Source organism: Aeromonas sp. s9 (assembly GCF_040907765.1).
Lineage (GTDB): Bacteria > Pseudomonadota > Gammaproteobacteria > Enterobacterales > Aeromonadaceae > Aeromonas > Aeromonas caviae.
This window is the reverse complement of the sequence record NZ_JBFOCK010000065.1, coordinates 1-25,871: the sequence shown is the minus strand read 5'-3', so window position 1 is coordinate 25,871 and position 25,871 is coordinate 1. Positions and strand designations below refer to the sequence as shown.

The following is a 25,871-nucleotide window of genomic DNA, read 5'->3' as shown; positions in this document are numbered from 1 at the left end:
ACGGCAAGACGCGTATAAAAAATCCGGCCAAGGCGCCGGATTTTTTATTTCACTCGGATGAAGGTAGATGCTCAGGGGCAGGGGACCGGGGTGAAGGTTTCCTGACCCTGACAGCGCCAGCCCATCTCGGCCTGACGCATCTGCCACAGGTTGTTGCTGCGAAACAGGGTCAGGATGTAGAGCATGTCGCTACGCTGGCCATCAAGGGCCACCGAGAGCACCAGATCGTTGTCCAGCTGTTGAGCATGGATACGGGTGGGTACATCTTTATGGCCGACGAAGCGGCGAGCCACTTCGCGATAGTCGTTGACCCAGCCTTGCTGACTGCTGCTCGCCTGACGGATCTGCTGGTTGAACTGCTGCACCGGGGTGGATGCCAGACGCCCGAACAGGGCCTGTGCCCCCGCATGAGCCGCTGCCACCATCATCAGAACAAGCGTGGTAATGAGCCCAAGTTTTTGCATGAGGTTTTCCGGCTTGAAACGACCCCTGTATGACAACAGAAAAGCCGGCTTGGTTCAATCTTGTCCCTGCCGGGATGGGATCTCGCCCACTCTGAGGCTTCTCAGTTGCGCTGCAGCGAGAAGGTGGGCAGGGAGAGGTGCCAGTAGATGGCCGCCACCCGCAGACCAAACACCCCGAGCATGCTGATGAGCATGGCGCTGACCCTGTCTACCCCGACCTCCAGCGACAGGGTATAGAGGATGCCGCCCAGAATGCAGGCGGTGGCGTAGATCTCCTTTTGCAGCACCATGGGCACCTCCCGGGCCAGCACGTCACGGATCATGCCGCCCGCAACCCCCGTCATGGTGCCCATGATCACCGCAATGAGCCCGGGTGTACCGAAATTGAGGGCCTTCTGGGCACCGATCACGGTAAAGAGCGCCAACCCGAAGGCGTCTGCCACCGGCAGCACATACCAGGGCATGCGACGGGGCAGTTTGACCATCCACATGCCGATGAGCGCCGTGGCAATGACCACCCAGATATAGAGGGGGTCGCGCACCCAGAAGACGGGGGTTGCCCCCAGGATCATGTCGCGGATGGTGCCACCCCCGATGGCGGTGACCGCCGCCAGCACCATGACACCGAAACCATCCATCCTGAGACGGCCGGCCACCAGTACGCCCGAAAACGCGAATACCGCAGTACCAAACATGTCGCTGATGTAAACAATCTGCTCAACCAGTGTCTGCATGGAGAACAACTCACGTCCAATAGATGATGGGGCGGCGATTTTAGGGGCAAGGTGTGGGGATGAGCAATGCTGGCGTGCAAAAGTGGGAGCCAGCGCCGGTTTCTGAAGGCTGGGTGAAGATCACGCTCCCGCCTTGTCTGATGCGGGCTGTGGCCACAATGGCCGGGGGGTGGGCTGTCAGGTGACAAAAAATCCCGATTTTTTTCTCAAGGGTGAGGAATAGAGGCCGATATATAGGTTAGGCGGCGATTACTGCCAGAAAGGCAGAAAAAAGAAATTAAAGTCTTGTGAAAAGGCGCCGTTAACTAAACATATCAGGCACAAAACACAATAAAGCCTGAGTGAATTAAAGTTAAATTTTAATAGCTTAGGAGAAAAATCATGAGTCTGTATATCAATACCAACGTTTCATCGCTCAACGCTCAGCGTAACATGATGAACAGCACCAAATCCCTGGATACCTCCTACACCCGTCTGGCCTCTGGCCTGCGCATCAACAGCGCCAAAGATGATGCCGCGGGTCTGCAAATCTCCAACCGTTTGACTTCTCAAATCAACGGGTTGGATCAGGGTAACCGTAACGCGAACGACGGTATCTCTCTGGCTCAAACCGCTGAAGGTGCTCTGGATGAAACCACCAGCATGCTGCAGCGCATGCGCACCCTGGCGCAACAATCCGCTAACGGTAGTAACTCCTCCAGCGACCGTGCCGCACTGCAATCTGAATACGCCCAGCTGTCCAGCGAAATTGACCGTATCGCCAAGGACACCACCTTCGGTGGTCAAAACCTGCTGAACGGTTCTTCTAGCAACTACTTCAAGTTCCAGGTCGGTGCCGATGCGGGTCAAGCCATCAATGTTAACCTGAGTTCAAACAGTTTTGGCGTAGGTGGATTAGCTGGTAAGGCCTCGTCATATACGGAAGTAAAATGGGATGCGACAACATCAGCTTTTAAAGAAACAACAACTTCTGGTGCTGGTTCGTTAACTTGGTCCAAGATCAGCAGTATTACCACCATGGATAATGCCCAGACGGTACTGAAGAACATTGACAGCCTGATCAAGGTCGTTGACTCCAAGCGTGCGGATCTCGGTGCGGTGCAAAACCGTCTGGACTCTACGGTTCGTAACCAAGCCAACATCTCTGAAAACGTCAGTGCCGCTCGTTCCCGTATCCGGGATGCTGACTTTGCTACTGAGACGGCCAACATGACCAAGCAGAACATCCTGCAACAAGCAGCTTCTTCTGTTCTGGCTCAGGCCAACCAACGTCCGCAGGCTGCACTGTCCCTGTTGGGCTAACAAGCTGAGATGAGTCCTGACTAAAGGAGGGAAGGGAAAATGGCAAATGACATGATCAATCCTTCGTCTGCCGTAACTTCTTCTGTGGTGTCAGGTGATATGAGCGGCCGAAAGGCCGCTCAAGCTCATTCTACCGAGGCCCTTGTGAGTAAGGCTGACGTGGAAAAAGCCCAAACCAGCCAGACAGTCCAGTCCGCTGAAGCGGAGGATGCGATCCAGAAGAAAGAGTCTGAGCGGCATGAAATGGAAAAACAGGCCCAAGACTTGCAAGAGATTAGTGATGCGAAGGGATGGGCGGTGAGTTTCCGGGTTGACGATGATCTTGAGCAAACCATCATCAAGGTTGTCGACAGCGATACCCAGAAGACCATACGTCAGATTCCAAGTGAAGAGTTAGTGACGATCAGCAAACGGATCAAGGCATTGCGGGAAGGAGAGATTGGCGCCAGCGGATTGCAGGGGCTGCTTTTCGATCGTAAGGCCTGACGGTAGAGCTGACCTCAGGAGGTGAAAGAAGATGGCAACGATAACATCAGCCGGTGCAGGTTCGGGATTGGATCTGGAGAGTGTTATTTCAGCGAGTGTGGCGGCCAAGAAGGCCCAGCTTCAGCAACCTATAACCACCAAGAAAACCAATACGCAGATTACGCTGACCGGTGTCGGTCAGCTTAAGTCTGCCATTTCGACGTTCGATACCACGTTAGCCAAGCTCTCAACGGCGGGCGCTTTTAACAAGCGGGCTATCAATATCACTCAAGATACCGATGACCCGATTCTGAAAATTAGCTCCAACACCGATGCTTCGAATGGTCAGTACAATGTCACCGTCAACAAATTGGCGACCACCAGCAAGGTGGAAGGGGTTTTCGATAGCTCTACCGAGTCATTGATTACTGAAGACGGCACATTGACGTTGACGGCGGGTGACGGTAATGAATTCACTGTCGATGTCAAAAAGGGTGACACGCTGCAGCAGGTCCGAAAACGCATCAACAATGCGTCGGATAACTTTGGTCTGACCGCCAACATCGTCAATACCTCGGATGGTAAGGCCAAGCTGGTGATTGACTCCGGCGTGACCGGTGCAGGCAATGACCTGAAGATCAGTGGTAGTACCACGGAGCTGAAGATGTTTGAGGCCGACACCAGCAGTGCCACGGCAGTCAGTGGCTCGAGCATGTCGCGCACCCAGCAATCGACGAATGCCGAAATTGACGTCGATGGCAATATTCTGACCAGTGATACCAATACCTTCGAAGATAAGGTGCAGGGGCTGGACATCACGGTATTGCGCGTTTCCGACAAGGATAGTGATGGCAACCTCAAGTCGAACAAGGTAGATATCACCACCGACAAGAGTGCTATCAAGGGGCTGGTTCAGGAGTTTGTTGACGCCTACAACACCCTGATTGACAAGACGACCGAATTGGGTAAACGCAATACCATTGTCGGCGGCGAGAGCCAGGACGATGGCGGGGCCTTGGCCGGGGACTCGATGCCGCGTTCGATTCGTACCCTGATGGCCAATACCGTCATGGAGCCGAACAGCGAGATGACGGGTATCAACAGCATCTTCCAGCTTGGTATCAAGATGGATAACGACGGCAAGCTGTCCGTCGACTCCGACAAGTTTGATGATGCCCTGGATGACAACTACGAACAGGTCGTTGCGCTGTTCAGTGGCGAGAATGGGGTTGCCGGCAAACTGCAAACCTCGCTCAAGGAGTACACCAAGACCGGGGGCCTGATCTCGCAGCGTCAGGATCAGCTGAACTCGGACCTGCGGGATCTCAGTACTCGCGAGGCGACCGCCGCCGATCAACTTGAAAAGTATGAAGCCAACTTGCGGGCGCAATATGGTAGTCTCGATACCCTGTTGGCGCAGATGCAAAGCTCAGCCTCGTATTTGAGCTTGCTGAGTACGTCTTAAGTTATTCTGTTCTCAACGCCGAGTGTTGTTGATGTAGAGGACCGTGCATGTACAACCGTAATCTGAAGGCATATAAAACGACCAGTCTCGATGCGGAGATGGCGGTTGCCGATCCGCACCGCATTATCCAGATGCTGATGCAGGGGCTGCTGGAGCGGCTGGCGCAGAGCAAGGGCGCGATCGAGCGTCGGGATTATGCCGCCAAGTCGGCATCCATCTCCAAGGCGATGGCGATCCTGAATGGGTTGCAGGATTCGCTGGATCTGTCGTTTGGCCAGATCCCGCAGGATCTCTATGCCCTCTATGACTACATGAAGGAGCGGCTGATGGATGCCAGCCGCAACATGGTGTGTGAGCCCATCGATGAAGTGGCCAACCTGATCATAACTATCAAGTCAGCCTGGGATAATATTCCGGAAACTGAGAAGCAAAAGGCGTTTGCGCAACAACAGGCCAAGGTGTAGCAATGAGGGATCCGGTAACGACTCAGCAATTGATTGAAGAACTGGAAAATCAGATGCCGTGTCTGGTTACGTCTATTGCCGAGCGTGATTTCGCGGTGGCAGCTGACCTGATGACGCGGCGTGATGAGATACTGCATCAGTTAACCGAGGTTAAGGATATGTCGGCAGAGCAGAAGGAGTATATCAGAAACCTCTGCATGGAAATAAAATGCCAACATGAGCAGTGGCTGGGTGAGTTAACTAAGCAGCATACGAACTTAGCTGATGAGTTAAAAATGTTTGCCGCGAGAAACAAGGCAACACAATTATATAAAAAAAATCGGTGATGATATGCCTGACTGGATAAATGAACTAGGCGAATTTGAAAAAAAGCTTGAAGAAATAAAGACATTAGCCGAACAAGAAAAAGCCATGCAGGAGGTTTTACCCCTGCAATTCAGTGCAAATATGCAGGCTTTTGAACGACTGATTCCATCAATCTTTCACAAGTTTGAAAATTATAAGGTTTCTCGCGAGCTTGAATTCTTCTGTACGGAAAATGGCGAGCCAAATGTTCGCTGGAAAGATAACGGGAACGCCTTTTATGGCCAAAGTCCGTTTGCTGATTGTCAACAGCAGATCACCAACACCCTCAGTTCTACCCCTATTATGCAGTTTGAACGGAATCAAGAATATGATCCTTTCGGGCAAGAGCATATTGTGTTTTTCAATAAACTGACGACCACACATCAAGCATTCTATCAAACACATAAACTGATTCAGGGTATTCCGAATTCCATACCGTTGGCTATGATGTTTGGACTGGGATTGGGTTATCAGCTTGCGTATTTATATGAAAGATGCCAGGTTGCCAATCTGTTTGTGTTTGAGCCGGATGCAGATATTTTCTACGCCTCGCTATTTTGTTTTGACTGGGCTTCACTGCTCGGTTACCTGGAACAGGAAAATATGGGGTTGCATCTGTTCGTCGGCCAGACAGAAGCCGACGTGATGGTCGATCTTAGAGCCGCCATTTCCACTGAGCGCAATAATACCTTTCTGTGCGCCAACTGCTTTTATTTCTCGCATTATGATTCACCGACGTTAAATAGTCTTAAAGCAACAGTGATCCGTGATTTTTATCAGCTGGGCATGGGCTGGGGCTTTTTTGATGACAACCTTTTTTCCTTGTCTCACAGCCTGAATAATCTCAGCGCCGGGATTCGCTTTATCCGCCAAGGCGCAAGCCTGCCAGCTGGCCTGGCCTCGACGCCGGTGCTGGTGGTTGCCAATGGCCCGTCGCTGGATGAGGATGCGATGGCGTTTATTCGTCAGCACCAGCGTAACGCGATTATTCTGGCTTGTGGTACCGCACTGGGATCCCTGTATCGGGCCGGTATAGTGGCCGATATTTATGTGGCTACTGAACGCGTAGATGTGGTGCCGCGCTCGTTGGAAAATATTCCGGCAGACTATCTGGAAAAAGTCCTGTTTTTAAGTACCGACGTGGTGCACCCGCAGTGCCGACGCTTATTTAAAAATATGGCGTTAACCATGAAAGCCGATGAGCCGATGCTGACGTTGTTGCTGGCCAATAAACAGCCGGTCGACCAGCTGCTGGCGATTACCCATGCCAATCCATTAGTGGGTAATATCGGTATCAGCATGCCACTGCATCTTGGCTTTAATAAGCTATTCCTGATTGGCCTGGATAACGGATTTAAAGTCGATGGCCACCATCACTCCACGTACAGTATGTATTATGGTGAGGATGGAAAACCGAAACCTGAATTTGCCTCCATGGTGCTGGCCTCTGGCGATAAAATCATTCCTGGTAATTTCGGTGGCGAGGTCATCAGCAATAATTTATTTTCCGCCTCGTTGATGATGATTGAAGTCTTGCTGTCTAATTTCCCGCGGGCAGAATGTCATAATTGCAGTGATGGCGCCATGATTCGGGGAACCACACCGTTGCCGTTAACCGAGGTGCCCGTCACTGCGTGGCCAGAATTTGATAAAGCGACATTGATTCAGCATATTTATGAGCAGATGACGACCGAAGTTAATTATGACGCCGCTCAGCTCAAGGAATATATGGACCAGCCTTTTTTCAATTGGTTTATTGATAAATTGCAACAGGAGTGGCAGACCATTCCCGCGACGCGTTATGAATTTATTCGCATGCTGCAACGTCAATCAGAATATTTGCAGACCATTCATAATAGCCGGCAGCGTCATATTGCCTATGTGCTGACCGGTACCTTGAATACCTTGTATGCGATGTTGAGCGTATTTGTGTACCGTATCGAGGATGAAACAGTGGCGCTGGAGGGCGTGCGCGAGCAGGTACCGCAGATCCTGGCGTTCTTTGCCACGCTCAAACGTCACTACCAGCACGGGATGGATTTTATTCAGGGGCCGCATCTGCAATTGCGGCAGTAGTGTGCGCCCGGCCTGAGCGCTTGCAAACACCCCAGGTGCAGCCGTCATGGCCGCGCCTGGAGTGTTTTTGTTGGTGCGGCATTCATCCAAGAGGTTGCAGGTCGTCCCAGCTCAGCGGCGTGTTGGCCGTCAGATCCCGGCGTGCCACGGCGTTGAGCACCCGGTCGTAATCGGCGGGCGGTAGCCCCAATCCCGGGCGGACCGAGCGCACATGCGCGGCCGTCAATCGCTCACCGGCCGCTACCGTCTGGACCAGATAGAGCGAGCGTCGGAACTGGATGTTGTGCTGCTCGCTGGCACTCAGACTATAGCGCGGTGCGCCGATGGCCGACCAGGCGGTGCGGGTATCAGCGGCCAATTGCGCCAGCTCCTCGGGCTCCATCGAGAAGGCGCAATCCGGGCCGCCATCGGCACGGCGCAGCGTGAAGTGTTTCTCGATAAGGGTGGCGCCCAGCGCCGTGGCGGCCACGGCGGTGGCCGTGCCCAGCGTGTGGTCGGAGAGGCCCACCTCGACGCCAAAACGTTGACGCATGTCGGGAATGGTCGCCAGATGGTATTCGGCGGCCGGTGCCGGATAGCCGCTGACGCAGTGCAGCAGCGCCACCTCGCCACAGCCGTGCTTGTGGGCCGTCTCCAGCGCTGCGCCGATCTCGCGCTCGTTGGCCATGCCGGTGGAGATGATGAGCGGTTTGCCGGTCTGCGCTGCGTAGCGGATCAGTGGCAGGTCAATGGCTTCGAACGAGGCAATTTTATAAGCCGGAGCATCCAGATCGGCCAGCAGGTCGATGGCGCTGAAGTCAAACGGGCTGCTGAAGATGGTGATACCCAGCTGCCTGCCGAGGGCGAACAGCGGTGCGTGCCACTCCCACGGCATATGGGCCCACTGGTAGAGATCGTACAGTCGTTTACCGTCCCACAGACCGCCATGGATCAGAAACTCGGGGCGATCGGAATCCAGGGTGATGGTGTCCGGGCGGTAGGTCTGCAGCTTGACGGCGTCGGCACCGGCCTCCTTGGCGGCCCGCACGATATTTAGCGCCCGCTCCAGTGAGCCATTGTGGTTGGCCGACAGCTCGGCGATGAGATAGGGGGCGTGGTCACGCCCAATCGGGCGTCCGGCAATCTTCATGGGCGTTTCCTCAATAAAGCGGTCAGGCGCGTCAGCCCCTGACCATCCACCAGGGATTGTCCCTGCTGGCGATAGTGTTCGGCCCGCGCCTGCAGGCGGCTGAGCGCAGCGTCCAGTCGTGCCGGCTCGTCCAGCTCGCTCAGTGTCATCCGCTCGCCCAGCTGGAAGTGAGCGATCACCGCATCATTGAACTGCTGATTGGCGACGATGGGGATACTCAAAGTTGGCAGACCGATGCAACAGCGCTCCCACATCATGCCGCCAGCGGCGCCGATGGCAAAGTCATGTTCGGCGAGCAGGCGGGCGACCTCATCGCTGTGGCGCAACAGGGTGACGCGCGCCGGATGCTCGGCCAGCCACTGATCCAGCGCCTCCCAGTCCGGATTGGCGGCACCGGCCAGCAGGGTCCATTCACAGCCAGACCACCAGGGGGTGGCCGTCAACGCCTGCAGGGTGCGCAAGCAGGCGTGAGCCGGATCGGCGCCACCGAAACTGATGAAGCCGCGGTGAAATGGTGTAGTCGCGGTTTTGCGCCGGGCGACGAATTCCGGCCGCAGCAGCGCATAGTCGGCACCCAGCAGCAACTGGCAATCGGCATTGAGCAGTGCACGGTAATCGTCTGCGCGGCGCAGCGGGCCTTGATCGAGCAGCAGATCGGCGTCATGGCGGCGGTCGGCCAGATCGTCGAGCACCAAGATATTACAGCCGAAACGACGGGCTTGGGCTTCAAATTCGGCATCCAGCCCATAGTGATCGACGATCAGCCAGCGCGGCGTGAGCTCGGTCAGTGCCGACCAGAAGGCCGCGTCATCGTCTAATTCCAGCAGCGGGTAGGTGTGCAGCTTGTGTTGCAGCGTGGCTGGCAGTGGTCGGCAGGCAAAGGCACAAAGTTCCCCTTGGGCGCGGAGCGCATCGGCGATGGCCAGACAGCGCATCAGATGGCCGGTGCCGATCTGGCTGTCGGCATCGAGCCTAAACAGGTAATCAACCGGCGTCATGCTGTTGCAGCGCCTGATAGAGCAGTTCGGCCAGTTGCCAGTCCTCCTCGGTGTCGATGTCGACCACCCGGTAGCGCGGCAGCACCTGGGCCAGTCCGTTGCCATCGAACACCCCGCGGCCACCCAGCCAGGCCTCGCGCCGTCCCCAGTAGAATTGACCGGCATCCTGATAGGCCGGGGTCAGATCCTGACTGCGTTTGCCCATGTTCTCCGGCCAGAAGGGCGTGGCACAGCCATTGGCGGTTAGTTGCAGCGCGCGTTGGATGGGAAAGCCAAAGGCGGCGGCGCTGAAGGCATAATCGGCGGTACTGGTCGTCAGTCGCTGGTAGGCGGCCAGCAGATCGCTGGCACGGATCAACGGCACCGTGGCATAGATGCAGCAATAGTGGTCGGACTGGATGCCGAGGCGATCGAGTCGGCGAATGGCGTCCACCACGACGGCCGAGGTTCCGGTATGGTCGTCGGCCAGTGTCGCATCACGCAGGAAGGGGGTCTCGGCACCACACTGGCGGGCGAGGGCGGCAATCTCGGTGTCATCGGTGGAAACAACAATGCGCTCGAAACAGCCGGCGGCCTGGGCTGCCTGGATGGCATAACGGATCATTGGTTGTCCGCAAAACGGGCGGATGTTCTTGCGTGGAATGCGCTTGCTGCCGCCGCGTGCCGGAATGATGGCGATGGTCATAGGGCCCCTCCTGGCGTGGAGCTCAAGTTAGTACGCTTGTTGCCGATAATAGGATCGGCTGTACGCTCTGTCACCAACTGACTGAATTATTTCAAAAAATGAGTGTGCAATCCCGCTATCGACCTCCTCGGATGGTATAGTGGGTCTCGTTTTGGGTCGAGCCCCGGGCGTAGTGGGGCGCCAACAGGCAGTAAGGAGAACTGGCATGTCACAAGGGGTATCCCCCCCGGGTTTCAGCCCCAGCTATGAACGTTATGGTGTGCAACTCAGACGGTTGCAGGCCGACGAGCTGGAATTGGTACGCCAATGGCGAAATGACCCGAAAATTGCCAGCCAGATGCTGGATCAGACCTTCATCACGCCACAGATGCAGCAGGCCTGGTTTGAGCGCCTGCAGCGCTCGGACTCCGCTTGTTATTACGTGGCCTGGTTTCGTCAGCAACCGATCGGGGTCGCCTCCCTGACCGCCGTCGACTGGCAGGCCGGTACGGCCGAGCCAGGCATGTATATCTATCCGGATGAGTTCCGCAGCAACCTGGTGCCGTTTTGTGTCGCCTTTGCACTGAATGACATGGCGTTTGAACAATTGGGGCTGACCCGGCTCTATGGCAAGATTTTCACCACTAACCCGGCTTCAATCCGGTTTCATGAAGCCTGTGGTTACCAGCAATTCGGTGAGGCGGAGGGTCCGCTAATTCACTACCAACTGGTGCCCGAACACTACCGTTCGGCCCGCGATCAAGTTTCACGTTTTATTAGGTACCGATGATGAAAAAATCCCTTGTCCAGATCTTTGCCGATGCCCTGGCGATCGCTCCTGAGTTGGTCAGCGATGAGTTGACCTATCAGGGCATTCCGCAGTGGGACTCGGTGGCTCATATGACGCTAATTGCCGCCATCGAAGACGAATACGAGATCATGCTCGATACCGATGACATCATCGACATGAGCTCGGTGGCCAAGGCGCGGCAGATCCTGGCCAAGTACGGGATCGAAGCCTGATGGGGTTGCTTAGCGGCAAGAGTGCGTTGATCACCGGCGCCGGCCGTGGCATCGGCCGTGCGATGGCCGAGCGCTTTGCCGCCGAGGGGGCCACCCTGTTTCTGGCGGTGCGGAATATCGAGCAGGGCATGGTTCTGGCTGGTGAGCTGCAGGCAAAACATGGGATTGACTGTCACGCCCTGAGTTGTGACGTAGCGGATGCCGACTCGGTCAAGACGCTGTTTCGTGAGCTGTTTAGCCACAGCAAAACCCTCGACGTATTGGTCAACAATGCTGGGGTGCTGGACGATGCGCTGATTGGCATGGTGACGCCGGCACAAGTGGAGCGCACTTTCGCCAGCAACAGCTTCAGTGTGCTCTATTGCAGCCAGTATGCGGCGCGGATGATGCAGCGTGCTGGTGGCGGCAGCATCATCAACCTGGCGTCGATCATCGGCCGGGTTGGTAATGCCGGTCAGGCAGTCTATGGTGGCAGCAAGGCGGCGGTGATCGGTATCACCCAGTCGTTGGCCAAGGAGCTGGCGCCACAGCAGATCCGCGTCAACGCCATTGCGCCGGGTTTTATCGATACCGACATGGCGCACTCGTTGCCGGACGACAAGTTCCAACAGCGGCTGCAGAGCATCGCCATGGGCCGCATCGGCTCGGCCGACGAGGTGGCCAAGGTGGCGCTATTTTTGGCCAGCGAGCTGTCGAGCTATGTCACCGGTCAGGTGATCGGTGTCGATGGAGGCATGCTGATATGAGGTTGTGGCAGCGGTTGCTGGAGCACGAGGGCATCGCCGCCTATGCCGGTGAACAAATGGTGAGTTACGCCGAGTTGCGCGCGCAAAGTCAGGCTTTGGCCGTGCAGCTCTGGGGGGCATCGCCCCGGGCGAGCGGGCGGCAACTGGTGCTGCTGCAGGCGGACAACAGCCTGCCGAGCCTGCTCAATTATCTGGCCTGCCTGTGGGCGGGTCATGCCGTGCTGCTGGTGAATGCCGAATTGCCGGCGGCCAGCGTCGAGACACTGCTGCAGCAATATGATCCGCACCTCTGGCTCCGGCCGGATGCGGCCCCGGTGCCCCGCCATCATCGCCCGATGTCGCTGTTGCCGGAACTGGCGCTGCTGCTGACCACCTCCGGCTCCACGGGCGGCGCCAAGCTGGTTCGCCTGAGCGAGCAGAACCTGATCGCCAATGCCGAGTCCATCGTCGCTTATCTTGAGATGGCGCCGGATCATCTGGCGCTGACCGCCTTGCCGTTTGCCTACTCCTATGGTCTGTCGGTGATCCACTCCCATCTGCTGTGTGGCGCAGGATTGGTGCTGACCAACGAGACGCCTCTGCAGCGCGGCTTCTGGGAGTGCCTCAAGCGCTATCCGGTGACGCAATTGACCGGCGTACCTTACAGCTACCAGATCTACGAGCAGCTGCGCCTGCGCCGCCAGGCGTGGCCCCATCTGCGCATCCTGACCCAGGCCGGTGGTCGGCTGGCGCCGGAGCGGGTGCACGATTATGCCCTCTGGTGCCGGGAGCAGGGCATCCGCTTCTATGTGATGTATGGCCAGACCGAGGCGACGGCGCGCATCAGCTATCTGCCGCCTGAGTTGGCGGCCGACCACCCGGACAGCATCGGCGTGGCCATTCCCGGCGGTGAGCTACTGTTGCTCGATGAGCAGGGCAACGAGATGGCTGCCGAGCCTGGTGTGGAGGGCGAGCTAGGCTATCGAGGCTCCAATGTGATGCTCGGCTATGCCGAGTCGCTGGCCGATCTGGCGCTTGCTCCCATGAATCCTCTGCTGCGTACCGGCGATCTGGGTTACCGCTCGGCCGACGGACTCTGGTTTATCACGGGGCGGCTGAAGCGACAGATCAAGCTCTCCGGTGTGCGCTGGCAGCTCGATTCGCTGGAGCGGCAATGCCGCGATCTGGGCTGGGAGCTGGTGGCCTGTGGCCAGGATCAGGCGCTGCGTATCGCCTGCAGTGCGGCCGACGAGGTGGCCACGGTGCGTGACTACCTGCAGCTGCAATTGGGCCTGCACCCGAGCCTGTTTCGTGTCGCCGCGCTCCCGACGTTGCCGCGGACGGCTGCCGGCAAACTCGACTACCCGGCGCTGCAACGCCAGATTGAGGAGGCCACGGCATGAGTGACGCGTTCGAGGCCAAGTCCCACTGCACGCCTGAGCTGGAGGCCAGTCTGCAGGCGCTGCTGGACGCCCCCGTCTATGACCTGCCCCAGGCACAAAAAGCTGACCTGCTGCTGCGGCGCCTCAATGCGCTGAACCAGTGGCACCAACAGCACAGTCCGGAATTTGCGCGCATACTGGCCGGCTACGGCTGGCCGGTCGTGGCGAGCGATGCGACGGCGCTGCCGTTTCTCGCGGTACGGCTGTTCAAGCACCTGTTGCTGGCCAGCGTGCCGGAGGCTGAGCGTTTCAAGACCCTGACCTCGTCCGGCACCACCGGCGCCGTGTCGCGCATCGTGCTGGACAAAACCACCGCCGCGCTGCAGAGCAAGGTGCTGGTGCGCATCCTGCAGGAGTTTCTTGGTAAACAGCGGCTGCCGATGCTGCTGATTGAACAGCCGGCACTGATCCAGAACCGCAGCGGCTTCTCGGCCCGTGGCGCCGGTGCGCTCGGGCTGTCGTTTCTGGGCCGCGATCACCACTATGCGCTGGATGAGCAGATGCAGCCGAACTGGCCGGTGATCGAGGCATTCTGCGAGCGCTATGCCAATCAGCCGGTGCTGATCTTCGGCTTCACCTTCATGGTCTGGCAGTGTCTGCTGGAGCCGCTGCGCCAGCGCGGGCTGACGCTACCGCTGGCGCAGGGCATCCTGTTCCACAGCGGCGGCTGGAAGAAACTGCAACACCTGGCGGTGGATAACGCCGCCTTCAAGGCGCGTTGCCAGCAGCAGCTGGGGCTAAGCCGGGTGCACAACTTCTATGGCATGGTCGAACAGGTTGGTACCGTGTTTGTCGAGTGCGAGGCCGGCCATCTGCATGCTCCAGCGCTGGCCGATGTGCTGGTGCGCGATCCGCAGACGCTGGCACCGCTGCCGATGGGGCAACCCGGCCTGCTGCAGCTGCTGTCGGCACTGCCACTGAGCTATCCCGGCCATAGCCTGCTGAGCGAGGATCTCGGCGTGTTGCTGGGTGAGGATGACTGCCGCTGTGGCCGTCACGGGCGTTATTTTAGCGTGCTGGGCCGTCAGCGCGGAGCCGAGGTACGCGGATGCAGCGACACATTCCAATGACGGCGTCCTGGCCGCAACAGGGTATCGAATTTGTGTTACCGGCGTCCTGGCCGCAACAGGGTATCGAATTTGTGTTACCGGCGTCCGGCTGGCAGGGCTTTACCCCAGCGCCGCTGCCGGTGGCGGATGACAGCGTGATGGCCTTTTGTGCCGCACTGTCGCAACGGTTGTTGGCACAGGGCTCGGCGTGGCCCGATCTGGTGGCGTTGGGGTTCTGGTTGCGTCCGGCCGCGTTACGCGCCCACTTGCCGGCGTATGCCTCTCGCTCGCCGCTGGGGCTGACACTGCACCTGGTGCCGTCCAATGTGCCGACGCTGGGGGTGTTCTCCTGGCTGATGGCGTTGCTGGCTGGTAACAGTGCGATAGTACGCCTCTCGCGCCGTCAGGATCCGGTGCAGCAACAGTTGCTGGCCGTGTGCGCCGATTTGTTAGCCAAGCCTGAGTGGCAGGCGATCGCCGCTCGGGTGCGGTTCATTCGTTACGGCCATGACGAGGCGATCACCGCCGCGTTATCGGCGCAGTGCGATCTGCGCGTCGTGTGGGGGGGCGATGCCACCGTTACGGCCATCCGGGCCATAGCGCTGCCACCACGCGGGCGGGAACTGGTGTTTCCGGATCGCCGTTCGCTGGCGCTCCTCGACGCTTCCGCCTGGCTGGCGTTGGATGATGCCCGCCGCCAGCGCCAGCAGGCCGCGCTGGCGCAAGACATCAGCCAGTTTAACCAGCAGGCCTGTGCATCACCGACCACGCTGGTCTGGTTGGGTGACTGGCCGGCTCCGGCACGTGAGGCGTTGTTGGCGGCGTTGGCCGCACCGTTTGCCCAAGATCCGGCTAACGGCATGGAGCGGCTGGTGAACAGCCAGCTGGCGTTGGCCAGCGGTGAGGTGCTGGCGCAGACTGCGGTCGGTAGTCTGAGCCTGTTGCAGCCTGGCGGGGTGCAGACACAGATCGCGACGGGCGGCGGCGTGCTGCTGGAACGGCACTACGCCGATGTGCCGTCCTGGCTGGCCGCCGGTGATCAGGTGCAGACCTGTGTCTGTGTCGGCATTGCGCCTGCGGCGGTGGCGGCCTGGCTGCGTCAATATCCCGACACCCGCATCGACCGGCTGGTAGTGCCAGGTCAGGCGCTGGCGTTTGACTGGTTCTGGGATGGGCAGGATCTGCTGGCCCAGATGAGCCGGCAGACCCGGGTCGGCTAATGCCGCGCCCAGCGCAGTGCCGGCTAACCCGGAGTGTGAAAGCGTTCGCACTTTAGCCCTGAGTGTACGGGCGCTGGCATACAACTTGTATCTGTCTGGCAACAGAGCCGCAGCATGAGGCGCCATTCCCCGTATCGCGTCGTGCGGTAGCCATGCCTGCCGCGGCCGCTTGGCGTCAAATTGAACCGATAACATAGGATAAAGAATGAAAGTCAGTGTGCTGGTTCCGGTCTACAACCTCGAGCGTTTCATTGCCCCCTGTCTCGAGAGCCTGCTGACGCAACAGGCCGATTTCGATTATGAGGTCATCGCCATCGATGATGGCTCCAGCGACGGCTCCTGGGCCATCATGCAGCACCTGGCCAGTCGTTATCCGCAGCTGCGCGCATTGCAGAATCCGCAGAATATTGGTTTGGCGCGTACTCAGAAACGGTTACTGAGCGAGGCTCGCGGCGACTATATCGCCTATGTCGATGGTGATGATCTGGCATTGCCGGGCAAGCTGCAACAACAGGCAGCCTACCTGGACGACCATCCGCACTGCACGCTGTGTTACCACGAAGCCGACATGTTTGACGATGAGAGCGGTCGGACGCTGAAGCTGTTTACCCGCGACTATTACAACTACCGCTATTTACGCCCGGTCGGCGATATCACGGATCTGATCCGCTATGGCTGTTTCGTCAACGCCAGCTCGATCATGTTCCGCCGGCATGAGCGCATGGGTGAGGCCATCGATGATGGTTGCAAGATCATCCTCGACTATCCCTGGCATATCCTGAATCTGGCGTTGCAGCCCGGCACGCTGGATTTTATTCCCGCGGTATTGGGGCGTTATCGCTATCACGCCAACAGTTTTGGCGGCCAGACCCGGCAGTCCGCTGCACGCCGTGAACAGTCGCTGCAAGATATGCTGCGCGCCTGTGACAATGCGGCCGCGTTTGGCGTATCGCCGCTGGTGATCGCCCAGGGGCGCGCTCACCTGTACTACTCCACCGCGCTCTATTTTCTGCGCCAGGAGGACACGCCGCGCTTTAACCACTTTCTCCAACAGTCGGTGAACGAGGTGGCCGCGCTGGCCCCGGGCTGGTTCTTCGACGACCGTCATCAGCTGGCGTGGCAACTCAGGGCCGATCCGGTTCAGGTCAGACAACAGCTATTTGGAGCAAATCCATGACCTATCAGGCAATTGTGGTTGGCGCCGGCCTGTCTGGCGCCGTGATGGCCGAACGCATGGCCAGTCAGCTCGGCTGGCGTGTACTGGTGCTGGAGCAGCGTGACCATCTGGCCGGCAACTGTTTTGACGAACAGGATGCGGCGGGCGTGCTGATCCACCGTTATGGGCCGCACCTGTTCCATACCGATAAGCCGGCGGTGGCCGACTACCTGTCGCAATTCACCCAGTGGCATCCCTACGAGCATCGGGTGCTGTCGCGTATCGATGGCCAACTGGTGCCGCTGCCGTTCAACCTGACCAGCATCGAACGTTGTTTCCCCGCCGACAAGGCGCAAGCGCTGATCGCGGCACTGGTGTCGCGCTATGGCGAGGGGGCGCGGGTGCCGATCCTGACGTTGCGTCAGCAGGCCGATCCGCTGCTCGGCGAGTTGGCGGAGTTCATATATCAAAAGGCGTTCGTCAACTACACCAGCAAGCAGTGGGGCATGCCGCCCGAGGCGATTTCGCCGGAGGTGACCGCCCGGGTACCCGTGGTGGTCAGCCGTGATGATCGCTACTTTACCGATCCGTTCCAGGCGGTGCCGCAAGGGGGCTACAGTGCCATGGTGGCGGCGATGCTGGCCCACCCCAACATCGAATTGCAGTTGTCGACGCCGATGAGCGCTCGCGTGGCGCTGGACTGGGAACAGGGGCGTGTCATGCTGGACGGTGTCCCGTTCACCGGCCCGCTGATCTACACCGGCATGCTGGATGTGCTCTGTGCTGGCAGTGAGCCACTGCCGTACCGTTCGCTGCGTTTCGAACATCGCCACCTGGCGCAGCCGCAATTCCAGCCGGTGACGACGGTGAATTACCCCAATGAAGAGGCCTACACCCGCATCACCGAGTTCAAGCACCTGACCGGGCAAGTACACGCGGGCACCAGCATCGTCTACGAGTATCCCTGTGCCTACGAGCCTGAACAGGGATTGGAGCCCTATTACCCGCTGTTTACCGACACTGCCCAGGCGCGCTATGCCGACTGCCGCGCCCGGCTGGAGTGCTTTACCCAGTTAATACCGTTAGGCCGCCTGGCCGAATACCGCTATTTCGATATGGACGATGCGGTGGACAATGCATTGCAACACTATCAGCTCCTGGCCCAGCCGATGACAAGGAGATAAGCGTGATGAATTATCTATCGGAACTAGATGGGATCCTTCATGCGCAGCCGATCCGTGCCATTTCATGTGATGTTTTCGATACTCTAATCTTCCGTCACGCCGGGACTACAGAGCAGCTTTGGCGGCGGCTGGCCGAGCAGGCCTACGAACGCGGATTGCTGTATAACGAGGATCCTGACGCCTTTGTTGAATACCGGAAAGAGGCTGAAGCGGCGGCTCGGCGGCAGATGATGCAGCATGAGGGGCACCGCGAGGTTCGTCTGGAGCACATCTATGCTTGCTGGCCCAGCGTGCAGGGTGAGCAGTTGGCACAGCTGGAACAGCAGCTGGAATACGACGGTTGGCAGCTTAATTCGCTCCTGGTTGATTGGTTGGTCGGCCAGCAACAGCGAGGCCTGCCAATCGTGCTGTTGTCGGATATGTATTTGCCGGCCAGTTTGTTGCAGCGCTTCTTCAGGGCCAAGGCCCCCCAACTGTTGCTGCATAAGATCTATGTTTCCGGCGAAAATCAAGCCAGCAAACAGGATGGACGTTTGTATCAGCTTCTGCTGGCTAACCAGCAGTGGCAGCCAGCATCGGTATTACACATTGGGGACGACAAGATTACCGATCTGCAGATGGCAAAGGCCTCAGGACTACACGCCTGTCATGTTGGTCTGGGGGATGATTATCTGGCGCAATTGAAATACGAACAGCGTCTTTTTCCGTTGGCTATCCCTGGATTGGAGTGCTTGCGGCGGCAATGGCGTTGGTTAAGTGATGGATCCGTCAGCAGTGCAATAGCCAGCCGTGTTTATGCGCCTGTGCTTTATGCATTTGCACGCTGGGTCATCGCACGTTGCCAGAAGCAGGGTATCTCTACGCTATTTTGCCTGTTGCGCGAAGGTGAAGTCATCGCGCGTCTTATTCAGCAAATTCCCGGACATTCGCTGAGTGTCAGGACGCTGGCTGTCTCCCGACGATCCAGCTATCTGCCAAGCAGAGATTGGTCGCTAGAGCTGTTGCATTCGCTCTGTCAGCGTCGCGGCTATACATTGGCCGAATTGCTAGAGGATCTCGGATTGACGTGTCCGGCTCGTTGGGCGGAACAACATCATTCGGCATTATCGGATTTGCAGCGGACGCCAAACTGGCGTGAGCTGGTGAGCTGGTTGGAATGCTGCCAGCCGCAGATCGTTGCCCACCTGCAGCAACAACGACAGTGGTTGCTGCAATATCTGTTACAGCAGGGGGTAACCAACAGCCCAGAGATCGCCATTCTCGATTGGGGATGTGGTGGTAGCTTATTGCAAAATCTTCATCAGTTAGCAGGGCTGAATGACGCTAACTACTTCATGTTTTATGCCAGTCAGCGAGCTAGTCGTGTTGCCTTGAGTCAAAAACTGCAGGTGTTTCAACCTGCAGCATGCCACGGCTGGGCACAGCAACTGGCAGCCTATCCCGAGGTCAGCGAGATCCTGCTCAATGGTCCGCTCTGCTCGACCCGGGGTTACCAATTGTCTGCGGATGGCCAGGTTATCCCGCTGGCGGTGGTGCAATCTGAGGAATGCATCGCCAACCAGCCATCAAGCAAGGCATTTATTCACACGCTGTTAGCATGGGGGGAGCGAGCTGCGGCTGCCGGCTGGATGATAGCGGAACCGTCACTTCATCAGCGTCACTACCTGTTAGCGGTGCTCTATCGCCTGATTCTTTATCCCATGTGGCACGAAGCCCGACTGCTGGCCGACTTACCCCTGCCGATGGCGCCAGGTATGAGCCAACCGCTGTTAGCTGAAAGTGCAGTATTGGCGCTTAAAGAGCGCGTTCACAGCGGTGAACAGGCCTATCAGTTGTCACTGGATGGCTCGGACCCGATTTTGCGCAGTGTTGCCTGGTATCCCGGACTCGTAGCCTTGGCGTTTCCTGACCAATTACAGCTGAGCGGTGAACTGGCCGCTTATCAGGATGATGAGAAAGTTGCACCGTTGTTGCTGCAAAAATTGCAACAGTCTGGAATTAGCCAAACCGCGCTATATGGAGCGGGTGAATTAGGGTTGAAAGTGTACGAGTACCTGACGACACATGGGATTGTCATCAATTGTGTGATTGATCGGCGGGCGTTGAGTAGCCGTATTCAATTGGGTGAGCATGAGGTAATCACGTTGGCTGAAGCTAAAAAGCGGAATGTGGCATGTTTTACTGTCGCATCCCGGGCTTTTGCTAATGAAATAAGTGCCGAGATCCGGCAGTGTTATGACGATAAAGCAGAACACGCGCGTATTATTGTCTTTAGATAGTAATATCGGTGTTTATTTAAGCAAAGTAACTGTATTTATGAACTAATATGGCGATGCTTTCGGTTCATAATGACACATTGTTATAGCGTCACCTCTCGGTATGGGGGGTGAGCTAAGAGGAGTTAAAATGGCAGACGCAATTAAGGCACCAGGTTTATTTCAGGTTGAATTGACTAATTACTGTAATATCGATTGTACCATGTGTGCTCGTTCTGCCGGCCTGAAACGGCCGATCGGGCATATGGACTTGGAACTTTTCAAGAAAATTGTCGATCAATCCCGTGAATATCAAATGCCGATTCATTGGTTGCATCACTTTGGTGACACCCTAATCTATCCAAAATTGCGCGAAGCATTGCGATATTTCAAAGCTCATGGTTATGGCCCTGGAAATGTATCTACCAATGCAATTTTATTGAATGACGACAAGATTGACATGTTGTTGGAATATGGTGGGAATGTATTGTGCTGCATCGACACCATGGATCCTGTCGCTTATAAAAAAATAAGAAACAACAATCACTTTGAAAAAGTGAAACACAATATTGAAAAGTTCATTTCCGAGCGTGATCGCAGAAACTCCGATACCATAATAACAATACAGTTTTTGCGTACTGCGCATAATATGGATGAAGATTTGACCAACATGATGGATCACTTTGGTCAGCATGACAATGTGCGCTTTATAGAAAAACGCACGGACAAGCACCCGAAAGGGGGCGATATTACTGTGGTCGCGCTGGATGATGAATTCCATAACAAACGCACCTGTTTCAAAATTCGTTCCGAGTTATGTGTGCTTTGGACCGGGGAGTGCGTGCCATGTTGTTGGGATGCCGATGGTGAACAGATTATTGGTGATGTGCGCAACGAAACCCTCGTCGATATCTGGCAAGGTGAACGCCACAAAAAAATGCAGCAGCAATTATATAAGGGGGAAACAGGAGTTTTATCCTTGTGTGATAAATGTACAGGCCCTATCAGTGACAATATTATGGGGTTGCGGGAGCAGGTTAATGCCCATGCATTACGCTGGATTAAAGAAGGTAAAAGAGTTGTGCTTGCGGCCGCCAGCAAGGCCATGTTTGATCTGTATGAAAAAACACAATTACGCAACCTGAACGTTGCGGCATTCTGCGATATAAATCCCGAAGGTAAAGTGCCACCCGTCAATATCCCAGTGCTGCCTTATTCTGCAATTGAAGAGATTAAACCGGATGCGATTCTTATCTTCTCGCCAGCCTATAGTACTGAAATTTATTTCCAACAGAAGCACTGGCGCGAAGACAATATTGAGATAGTCGTGCTTGGTGAATTCTTATAATCCGGTATGGTTGCAGGAGTATTTTATGCCTTTTTTTATGCAGAGCTATCTTGCGCCGCTTCCCTCCGTGGTGCTTGAAAACTACCAGAAGCATCTCGAGCCGTTGAAGCATAAACACAAGCGAATTGTATTCGCTCCACATTGTGAGTTAGTTTTTAACTTGGTTTACCGTGGCTATTTTCGTCACTTCAATGTGTTAGGGGCGCTGGATCGGAATAGCAAGAAAATTGGTAAAACAGGCAATGGTCTTTTTGCTTTTAGCTATGACTCGCTCGCGGATTTGAAGCCTGATGTGGTGGTGGTAGCCAATACCCGATACCACAATGAAATCATGGATTCACTGCGCACAAGTGCAGTGGAGCTAAATTTCGAATTAGTTGATCTTTGCGCAGGTTATGAGCATGCCACTTTCCGACAGGAATTAGCTGAGTTTTTAGATTGTCGGAAAATCAGTCAATTAAGGCCCGGCTGCGTAGATGTTCCGGAAACCATTAACGCTACAGATACTATGGCGGTTGAAATTGTAATTGAAACCGGTTGGGGGCTCGGTGATAAATTATGTGCATTGAGCGCTGCACGCGAGTTTGCCCGACGAAATCCTAATCTGTCGGTTTATTACAATACTTTGCCGAGTATTGTTTCTGCCTATGGTGATGACCTTGTTAAATTGGGTTCGGGTGCTTATCCATTACCAGAAAATTATGCGCTGTTTCATCGAGAAAAAGATGCATCACCCGCAGCGAATTATTTGGGATGCTATTATCTCGGTTTAGGTATTAATTTTGAATCTAATCCAGGCCTCGAGTTACCTACTGTATCCCCCTGTACAGGACTAACGCCTGGAAGTTATATTGCATTACAGCCAACGGCCAATTGGGCTAAACCAAATCTGTCGTTAGATGATATAAAGCGCATAATACAGGACTCCCCTTTACCTGTTGTTCTGACTGGAAATTATATTACTAATAACACCACGGATAATATTTCTGACGAAGATAAACAGCGATTTAATCAGGAACTGATCGCTGCTGGGGCTAATGCCTCATATATCGGCGATGAAATGAATATGCTTAAACTTATTCGTCATGCTGCCCTGGTACTGACTCCTCGCTCTGCGAGTGCGCATATTGCAGCCGGCTATGGTGTTAAAACTGTGGTCTGGGTACCTAATGATGGCGAAAATTGGCATCTGGATTACCCAAATTGGCAACATATACGTGTTTCGGCTGCCCAAGAACACGTTAGTGATGAGTTAATCCGTGGAATGCATAACCTGCTAAATACAAAATAATTTGGAGCTGAGATGACATCCTTTATCCATGATTGTGTATACAAAAAGATATTCAGTTTATTACCCGAACTCATTCATTCGCAAGCTCGCGTGCTATTGTATCCTGCTGGCGCTATGACTAAGGAGTTGATACAAAAGAATGTATTTAGAGGTTGTAATTTAATCGGCATTGCTGATAAATCATGCTGCGATGGATTTGATACCACACTTAACGTTGCTACATATGGCCGTGACACCATATTTCAAGCTGCTCCAGAATATATTTTGATCTGCTCGCTTTCATTTCATAATGAAATCATGAGTGATTTTTTCGCGGACTGTTTAGCAAAAAATGTAAAGCTCATTGATCTATCAGAAGGCTTTGAAGCAGGCAAAGAAGATAGAACATCTGCTTATATTGATAAAGTCAATGCCTTGCTCTGTGCGTCAGAGATTCGTGCGCTGCTAGCTGATGAAAAATATAAAGATAAACGACGTCTGGAGCCTTTTGGATATAAGTGTTATTCACAGCACGATGAAGATGGAATGTTGGCTGAAGTTTTCCGTCGTCTGGGGCCTGGCTTGCCTCGTTCATTTGTCGAATTTGGCGTTGGTGATGGTCTAGAAAATAATTCATTATTACTGTTGAAGCAGGGCTGGCAAGGTTTGTGGATTGAAGGTAGTAATGCTAATGCTACCTTGATAAAAAAGCGGTTTGAAAAACAAATTGCGGAAGAGCAACTGCATTTTGAACATCAGTTCATCGATAAAGATAATATCAACCAGTTGATAGGTGCTCATTTCACTGGGGAAATTGGCATGTTATGTGTTGATATCGATGGCAACGATTATTATGTCTGGGAAAAAATTGATGTTGTGCAACCCTGGGTTGTGGTCATTGAATATAATGCTAAATTCCCGCCGCCAATGAAGTGGTCAATTGAATATGACAAAAAGCACATCTGGAATCTGACGGATTATCAGGGTGCAAGTTTGGCAGCATTAGCCGAATTGGGAGACAAAAAGCAATATCAATTGGTTGGTTGTAATCTGAATGGTACCAATGCCATCTTTGTGCGAAAAGATAAGATCAATGACCAATTCCTTGTGACGAATGATTTGCTGGAATATTACCACCCGCCAAGATATTTCCTCACCGATGGTTACCGGATGATGTGTGGTCATGTTCCTGATCCGCGAATGGGTGTTATTCTGTAGTTTTTTTAAAAACAACAGGTGCATCGTGAGTCCCGATGCACCGCTTTTTACACCCAGGGATCTGGTATAAAAACATATGCTATCAGGGGCGACAATGATGAAAGAACTTGTTCTTGGCATTAATTATTTTGGACATGATTCAGCCGTGTCGCTGGTCAATATGAATGGCGATGTTCTATATTGCTTAACCGAGGAGCGGTTTTCTAATATAAAACATGATGGGTCTTTTCCTATTATGTCTATCAATAAAATTATCGATTTGATAAAAAAACATGCGCTTGGGAGTTTGAAATATATCGCGCTTAATCATGATCCTGAGCTGTATGTGACCGATAAGTTATTCAGTTATATTGACAGTCTCTGTGTTAAAGAACAGTCCTTGATACTCAAGGACAGTATTTTGTCTGTGTTGCCAGAAATACGGGTATGTCGGCAAGATATGTATCCGATGAATTATCTGGAAGAATTAATGAGACACATAGGTATTCATAAAGATGTGTCAAAAGATTTGCTTCGATATATACAATGGTCTCTTAATCGTTATCTTTACACGCAACAAACAATAACGAATGTTTCGGCCATGTTTCCAGAGTGCCAAGTAATTCCAGTGGCACATCATGCCTGTCATGCGGCAAGCGCTTTCTTCTGCTCTGGTTATTCAGAGTCTGCCATTATGACAATTGATGGTTACGGTGAATATGATACGGTTACCCTAAATAGCTGTTCCGAATAGTAGATCACCGGAGGAAGGGAACTCAGTCCAGTTTGTGCGATCTGATTAGTCGCTAAACAAAACAAGCCACACCCAAAGGACTGAGTTGATGCCTATCCTACCACCTCTGCCACGACCACAACGGCGCCGCATTCACAAAATCATCCATGCCACCCGTGATAAAGGACATGCTCGTCGCTTGATGGCCATCTTGCTGTTACATGAAGGACGCACGATCACCGATGTTCATCACCTTACCGGCGCTGCGCGCTCGACCATCGGTCGTTGGCTTCGGTGGTATCGAGATGAAGGCATAGATGCGCTAGAAGCCTTACCGGCTGGCCGTGCCCCAGTCTTACCTATCGCCAAGATTGTCACCCTACTGGTGCTGCTCATGCAGTTTTCTCCGCAAGATTTTGGTTATCAGCGCAGCCGTTGGTGTACTGAACTATTGGCTATAAAAATCAATCGGTTAACAGGGCTCAATGTGGCAGCCTCCACGCTCCGCCGATGGTTACCTCGTATGGGCATTGTCTGGCGCAGGCCCGTGCCGACCTTGCGGATAAAAGACCCAGCCTATCAGGAAAAAATGGCGAATATCGACGCCGCGCTGGCCCGCTGTGATGCCGATAATCCGGTGTTTTATGAGGATGAAGTCGATATAGACCTCAATCCCAAATTAGGAGCCGACTGGATGTTCAGAGCGCAGCAAAAGCGGGTTGTCACACCGGGGCAGAATGCCAAGCATTATCTGGCAGGCGTTCTCCACGCAGGCAACGGAAGGGTACTTTACGTCAGCGGGATCAAGAAAAACTCATCGCTGTTTATTGCCATGCTGGAAAAGCTGCGCCACCACTACCGACGAGCCAAAACCATCACGTTGATCCTCGATAACTACATCATTCACAAAAGCAAACAGACCGAGCGATGGTTGAAGAAGAATCCCAAGTTCTGCCTGGTGTTCCAGCCAGTTTACAGCCCTTGGGTTAATCACATAGAACGGCTATGGCACAAGTTACATGAAACCATCACGCGCAATCATCAATGCAGAGGGATGGCAAACCTGCTGGCCCGAGTGAAACACTTCATGGATACCGTGTCTCCTTTCCCGGGGAATGGCTATGGCACAGCGAAGGTGTAGCACTATTGGGATCAGTTATTTA

General features: G+C 54.7%; 25 protein-coding genes. 20 read left to right on the top strand and 5 right to left on the bottom strand.

Annotated elements, in window-relative coordinates; genetic code table 11:
- Positions 1-71: 71 nt before the first annotated feature.
- Positions 72-464 carry a hypothetical protein gene (locus AB5Y54_RS11805; RefSeq protein ID WP_039038657.1) on the bottom strand — a complete coding sequence of 131 codons (393 nt, stop codon included), beginning with the start codon at positions 462-464 and terminating at the stop codon, positions 72-74.
- Positions 465-565: 101 nt separating this feature from the next.
- Positions 566-1,198: a trimeric intracellular cation channel family protein gene (locus AB5Y54_RS11800; protein ID WP_039038658.1), complete on the bottom strand. Its 633-nt coding sequence runs from the start codon at positions 1,196-1,198 to the stop codon at positions 566-568.
- 381 nt (positions 1,199-1,579) lie between these two features.
- Here AB5Y54_RS11800 and AB5Y54_RS11795 point away from each other — a divergent pair, with 381 nt between their 5' ends.
- The 6 genes from AB5Y54_RS11795 to AB5Y54_RS11770 are packed head-to-tail and all read left to right on the top strand — an operon-like array spanning position 1,580 to position 7,315.
- On the top strand, positions 1,580-2,500 hold the full coding sequence (locus tag AB5Y54_RS11795; RefSeq protein WP_280094424.1) for a flagellin: 921 nt from the start codon (positions 1,580-1,582) through the stop codon (positions 2,498-2,500).
- Between the two features lie 39 nt (positions 2,501-2,539).
- The gene (locus AB5Y54_RS11790; protein ID WP_368153849.1) at positions 2,540-2,986 is read left to right on the top strand and encodes a flagellar protein FlaG; all 447 of its coding nucleotides are present in this window, start codon (positions 2,540-2,542) and stop codon (positions 2,984-2,986) included.
- A gap of 31 nt (positions 2,987-3,017) precedes the next feature.
- The gene (gene fliD / locus AB5Y54_RS11785; protein WP_270833896.1) at positions 3,018-4,430 is read left to right on the top strand and encodes a flagellar filament capping protein FliD; all 1,413 of its coding nucleotides are present in this window, start codon (positions 3,018-3,020) and stop codon (positions 4,428-4,430) included.
- Between the two features lie 47 nt (positions 4,431-4,477).
- Positions 4,478-4,894, top strand: coding sequence for a flagellar export chaperone FliS (gene fliS / locus AB5Y54_RS11780; protein ID WP_270833897.1), 417 nt, complete (start codon positions 4,478-4,480; stop codon positions 4,892-4,894).
- Positions 4,895-4,896: 2 nt separating this feature from the next.
- The gene (locus AB5Y54_RS11775) at positions 4,897-5,220 is read left to right on the top strand and encodes a hypothetical protein (protein ID WP_270833899.1); all 324 of its coding nucleotides are present in this window, start codon (positions 4,897-4,899) and stop codon (positions 5,218-5,220) included.
- Between the two features lie 4 nt (positions 5,221-5,224).
- Positions 5,225-7,315 (top strand): motility associated factor glycosyltransferase family protein, encoded by a 2,091-nt coding sequence (locus tag AB5Y54_RS11770; RefSeq protein WP_270833901.1) that lies wholly within the window; start codon positions 5,225-5,227, stop codon positions 7,313-7,315.
- 82 nt (positions 7,316-7,397) lie between these two features.
- Here AB5Y54_RS11770 and pseI read toward each other — a convergent pair whose 3' ends face one another.
- Genes pseI through pseF form a run of 3 tightly spaced genes read right to left on the bottom strand, consistent with a single transcriptional unit; the run spans position 7,398 to position 10,127 of the window.
- Entirely contained in the window at positions 7,398-8,444 is a 1,047-nt protein-coding gene (gene pseI, locus AB5Y54_RS11765; protein WP_201896678.1) for a pseudaminic acid synthase, read from the bottom strand.
- Complete coding sequence (pseG, locus tag AB5Y54_RS11760) at positions 8,441-9,442, bottom strand: UDP-2,4-diacetamido-2,4,6-trideoxy-beta-L-altropyranose hydrolase (RefSeq protein ID WP_201896677.1); 1,002 nt, start codon at positions 9,440-9,442, stop codon at positions 8,441-8,443. Before pseG ends, pseI begins: the two co-directional genes overlap by 4 nt.
- The gene (gene pseF / locus AB5Y54_RS11755) at positions 9,429-10,127 is read right to left on the bottom strand and encodes a pseudaminic acid cytidylyltransferase (RefSeq protein ID WP_201896676.1); all 699 of its coding nucleotides are present in this window, start codon (positions 10,125-10,127) and stop codon (positions 9,429-9,431) included. Before pseF ends, pseG begins: the two co-directional genes overlap by 14 nt.
- 205 nt (positions 10,128-10,332) lie before the next feature.
- On the opposite strand from pseF, the gene AB5Y54_RS11750 reads away from it, so the two are divergent.
- The 14 genes from AB5Y54_RS11750 (at position 10,333) to AB5Y54_RS11685 (ending at position 25,849) form a co-directional block, all read left to right on the top strand.
- Positions 10,333-10,896 (top strand): GNAT family N-acetyltransferase, encoded by a 564-nt coding sequence (locus AB5Y54_RS11750; protein ID WP_201896675.1) that lies wholly within the window; start codon positions 10,333-10,335, stop codon positions 10,894-10,896.
- Entirely contained in the window at positions 10,896-11,129 is a 234-nt protein-coding gene (locus tag AB5Y54_RS11745; protein WP_053288544.1) for an acyl carrier protein, read from the top strand. The genes AB5Y54_RS11750 and AB5Y54_RS11745 overlap by 1 nt, the downstream gene beginning before the upstream one ends.
- Positions 11,129-11,875: an SDR family NAD(P)-dependent oxidoreductase gene (locus AB5Y54_RS11740; protein ID WP_234925175.1), complete on the top strand. Its 747-nt coding sequence runs from the start codon at positions 11,129-11,131 to the stop codon at positions 11,873-11,875. Before AB5Y54_RS11745 ends, AB5Y54_RS11740 begins: the two co-directional genes overlap by 1 nt.
- Positions 11,872-13,257 (top strand): AMP-binding protein, encoded by a 1,386-nt coding sequence (locus AB5Y54_RS11735; protein ID WP_368153844.1) that lies wholly within the window; start codon positions 11,872-11,874, stop codon positions 13,255-13,257. Before AB5Y54_RS11740 ends, AB5Y54_RS11735 begins: the two co-directional genes overlap by 4 nt.
- 50 nt (positions 13,258-13,307) lie before the next feature.
- A complete protein-coding gene (locus tag AB5Y54_RS11730; protein WP_368153870.1) occupies positions 13,308-14,366 on the top strand; it encodes an acyl-protein synthetase in 1,059 nt (352 codons plus the stop codon).
- Complete coding sequence (locus AB5Y54_RS11725; RefSeq protein ID WP_368153842.1) at positions 14,345-15,565, top strand: acyl-CoA reductase; 1,221 nt, start codon at positions 14,345-14,347, stop codon at positions 15,563-15,565. Before AB5Y54_RS11730 ends, AB5Y54_RS11725 begins: the two co-directional genes overlap by 22 nt.
- 205 nt (positions 15,566-15,770) lie before the next feature.
- Positions 15,771-16,742, top strand: a complete 972-nt coding sequence (locus tag AB5Y54_RS11720; protein ID WP_368153840.1) for a glycosyltransferase family 2 protein — start codon at positions 15,771-15,773, stop codon at positions 16,740-16,742.
- Positions 16,739-17,905, top strand: coding sequence for a UDP-galactopyranose mutase (gene glf / locus AB5Y54_RS11715; RefSeq protein ID WP_368153838.1), 1,167 nt, complete (start codon positions 16,739-16,741; stop codon positions 17,903-17,905). Before AB5Y54_RS11720 ends, glf begins: the two co-directional genes overlap by 4 nt.
- A gap of 5 nt (positions 17,906-17,910) precedes the next feature.
- Positions 17,911-20,184, top strand: a complete 2,274-nt coding sequence (locus AB5Y54_RS11710; RefSeq protein ID WP_327785919.1) for an HAD family hydrolase — start codon at positions 17,911-17,913, stop codon at positions 20,182-20,184.
- Between the two features lie 127 nt (positions 20,185-20,311).
- Positions 20,312-21,508 (top strand): radical SAM protein, encoded by a 1,197-nt coding sequence (locus tag AB5Y54_RS11705; protein ID WP_201896669.1) that lies wholly within the window; start codon positions 20,312-20,314, stop codon positions 21,506-21,508.
- A 25-nt stretch (positions 21,509-21,533) separates the two neighbouring features.
- Positions 21,534-22,799 carry a hypothetical protein gene (locus AB5Y54_RS11700; RefSeq protein ID WP_368153836.1) on the top strand — a complete coding sequence of 422 codons (1,266 nt, stop codon included), beginning with the start codon at positions 21,534-21,536 and terminating at the stop codon, positions 22,797-22,799.
- Positions 22,800-22,811: 12 nt separating this feature from the next.
- Complete coding sequence (locus tag AB5Y54_RS11695; RefSeq protein ID WP_368153834.1) at positions 22,812-23,996, top strand: hypothetical protein; 1,185 nt, start codon at positions 22,812-22,814, stop codon at positions 23,994-23,996.
- A gap of 94 nt (positions 23,997-24,090) precedes the next feature.
- Positions 24,091-24,729 carry a carbamoyltransferase N-terminal domain-containing protein gene (locus AB5Y54_RS11690; RefSeq protein WP_368153832.1) on the top strand — a complete coding sequence of 213 codons (639 nt, stop codon included), beginning with the start codon at positions 24,091-24,093 and terminating at the stop codon, positions 24,727-24,729.
- Positions 24,730-24,817: 88 nt separating this feature from the next.
- The gene (locus AB5Y54_RS11685) at positions 24,818-25,849 is read left to right on the top strand and encodes an IS630-like element ISAhy2 family transposase (protein ID WP_001809438.1); all 1,032 of its coding nucleotides are present in this window, start codon (positions 24,818-24,820) and stop codon (positions 25,847-25,849) included.
- Positions 25,850-25,871 lie beyond the last annotated feature (22 nt).

Coding starts and splice junctions, on each gene's coding strand:
- AB5Y54_RS11750 (WP_201896675.1), top strand. CDS start 10,333: ATGTCACAAGGGGTATCCCCCCCGGGTTTCAGCCCCAGCTATGAACGT.
- AB5Y54_RS11725 (WP_368153842.1), top strand. CDS start 14,345: ATGCAGCGACACATTCCAATGACGGCGTCCTGGCCGCAACAGGGTATC.
- AB5Y54_RS11790 (WP_368153849.1), top strand. CDS start 2,540: ATGGCAAATGACATGATCAATCCTTCGTCTGCCGTAACTTCTTCTGTG.
- AB5Y54_RS11800 (WP_039038658.1), bottom strand. CDS start 1,198: ATGCAGACACTGGTTGAGCAGATTGTTTACATCAGCGACATGTTTGGT.
- AB5Y54_RS11710 (WP_327785919.1), top strand. CDS start 17,911: ATGAATTATCTATCGGAACTAGATGGGATCCTTCATGCGCAGCCGATC.
- AB5Y54_RS11685 (WP_001809438.1), top strand. CDS start 24,818: ATGCCTATCCTACCACCTCTGCCACGACCACAACGGCGCCGCATTCAC.
- AB5Y54_RS11700 (WP_368153836.1), top strand. CDS start 21,534: ATGCCTTTTTTTATGCAGAGCTATCTTGCGCCGCTTCCCTCCGTGGTG.
- AB5Y54_RS11795 (WP_280094424.1), top strand. CDS start 1,580: ATGAGTCTGTATATCAATACCAACGTTTCATCGCTCAACGCTCAGCGT.
- AB5Y54_RS11735 (WP_368153844.1), top strand. CDS start 11,872: ATGAGGTTGTGGCAGCGGTTGCTGGAGCACGAGGGCATCGCCGCCTAT.
- AB5Y54_RS11695 (WP_368153834.1), top strand. CDS start 22,812: ATGACATCCTTTATCCATGATTGTGTATACAAAAAGATATTCAGTTTA.
- fliS (WP_270833897.1), top strand. CDS start 4,478: ATGTACAACCGTAATCTGAAGGCATATAAAACGACCAGTCTCGATGCG.
- fliD (WP_270833896.1), top strand. CDS start 3,018: ATGGCAACGATAACATCAGCCGGTGCAGGTTCGGGATTGGATCTGGAG.
- AB5Y54_RS11745 (WP_053288544.1), top strand. CDS start 10,896: ATGAAAAAATCCCTTGTCCAGATCTTTGCCGATGCCCTGGCGATCGCT.
- AB5Y54_RS11705 (WP_201896669.1), top strand. CDS start 20,312: ATGGCAGACGCAATTAAGGCACCAGGTTTATTTCAGGTTGAATTGACT.
- pseF (WP_201896676.1), bottom strand. CDS start 10,127: ATGACCATCGCCATCATTCCGGCACGCGGCGGCAGCAAGCGCATTCCA.
- pseG (WP_201896677.1), bottom strand. CDS start 9,442: ATGACGCCGGTTGATTACCTGTTTAGGCTCGATGCCGACAGCCAGATC.
- AB5Y54_RS11775 (WP_270833899.1), top strand. CDS start 4,897: ATGAGGGATCCGGTAACGACTCAGCAATTGATTGAAGAACTGGAAAAT.
- glf (WP_368153838.1), top strand. CDS start 16,739: ATGACCTATCAGGCAATTGTGGTTGGCGCCGGCCTGTCTGGCGCCGTG.
- AB5Y54_RS11770 (WP_270833901.1), top strand. CDS start 5,225: ATGCCTGACTGGATAAATGAACTAGGCGAATTTGAAAAAAAGCTTGAA.
- pseI (WP_201896678.1), bottom strand. CDS start 8,444: ATGAAGATTGCCGGACGCCCGATTGGGCGTGACCACGCCCCCTATCTC.
- AB5Y54_RS11690 (WP_368153832.1), top strand. CDS start 24,091: ATGATGAAAGAACTTGTTCTTGGCATTAATTATTTTGGACATGATTCA.
- AB5Y54_RS11720 (WP_368153840.1), top strand. CDS start 15,771: ATGAAAGTCAGTGTGCTGGTTCCGGTCTACAACCTCGAGCGTTTCATT.
- AB5Y54_RS11740 (WP_234925175.1), top strand. CDS start 11,129: ATGGGGTTGCTTAGCGGCAAGAGTGCGTTGATCACCGGCGCCGGCCGT.
- AB5Y54_RS11805 (WP_039038657.1), bottom strand. CDS start 464: ATGCAAAAACTTGGGCTCATTACCACGCTTGTTCTGATGATGGTGGCA.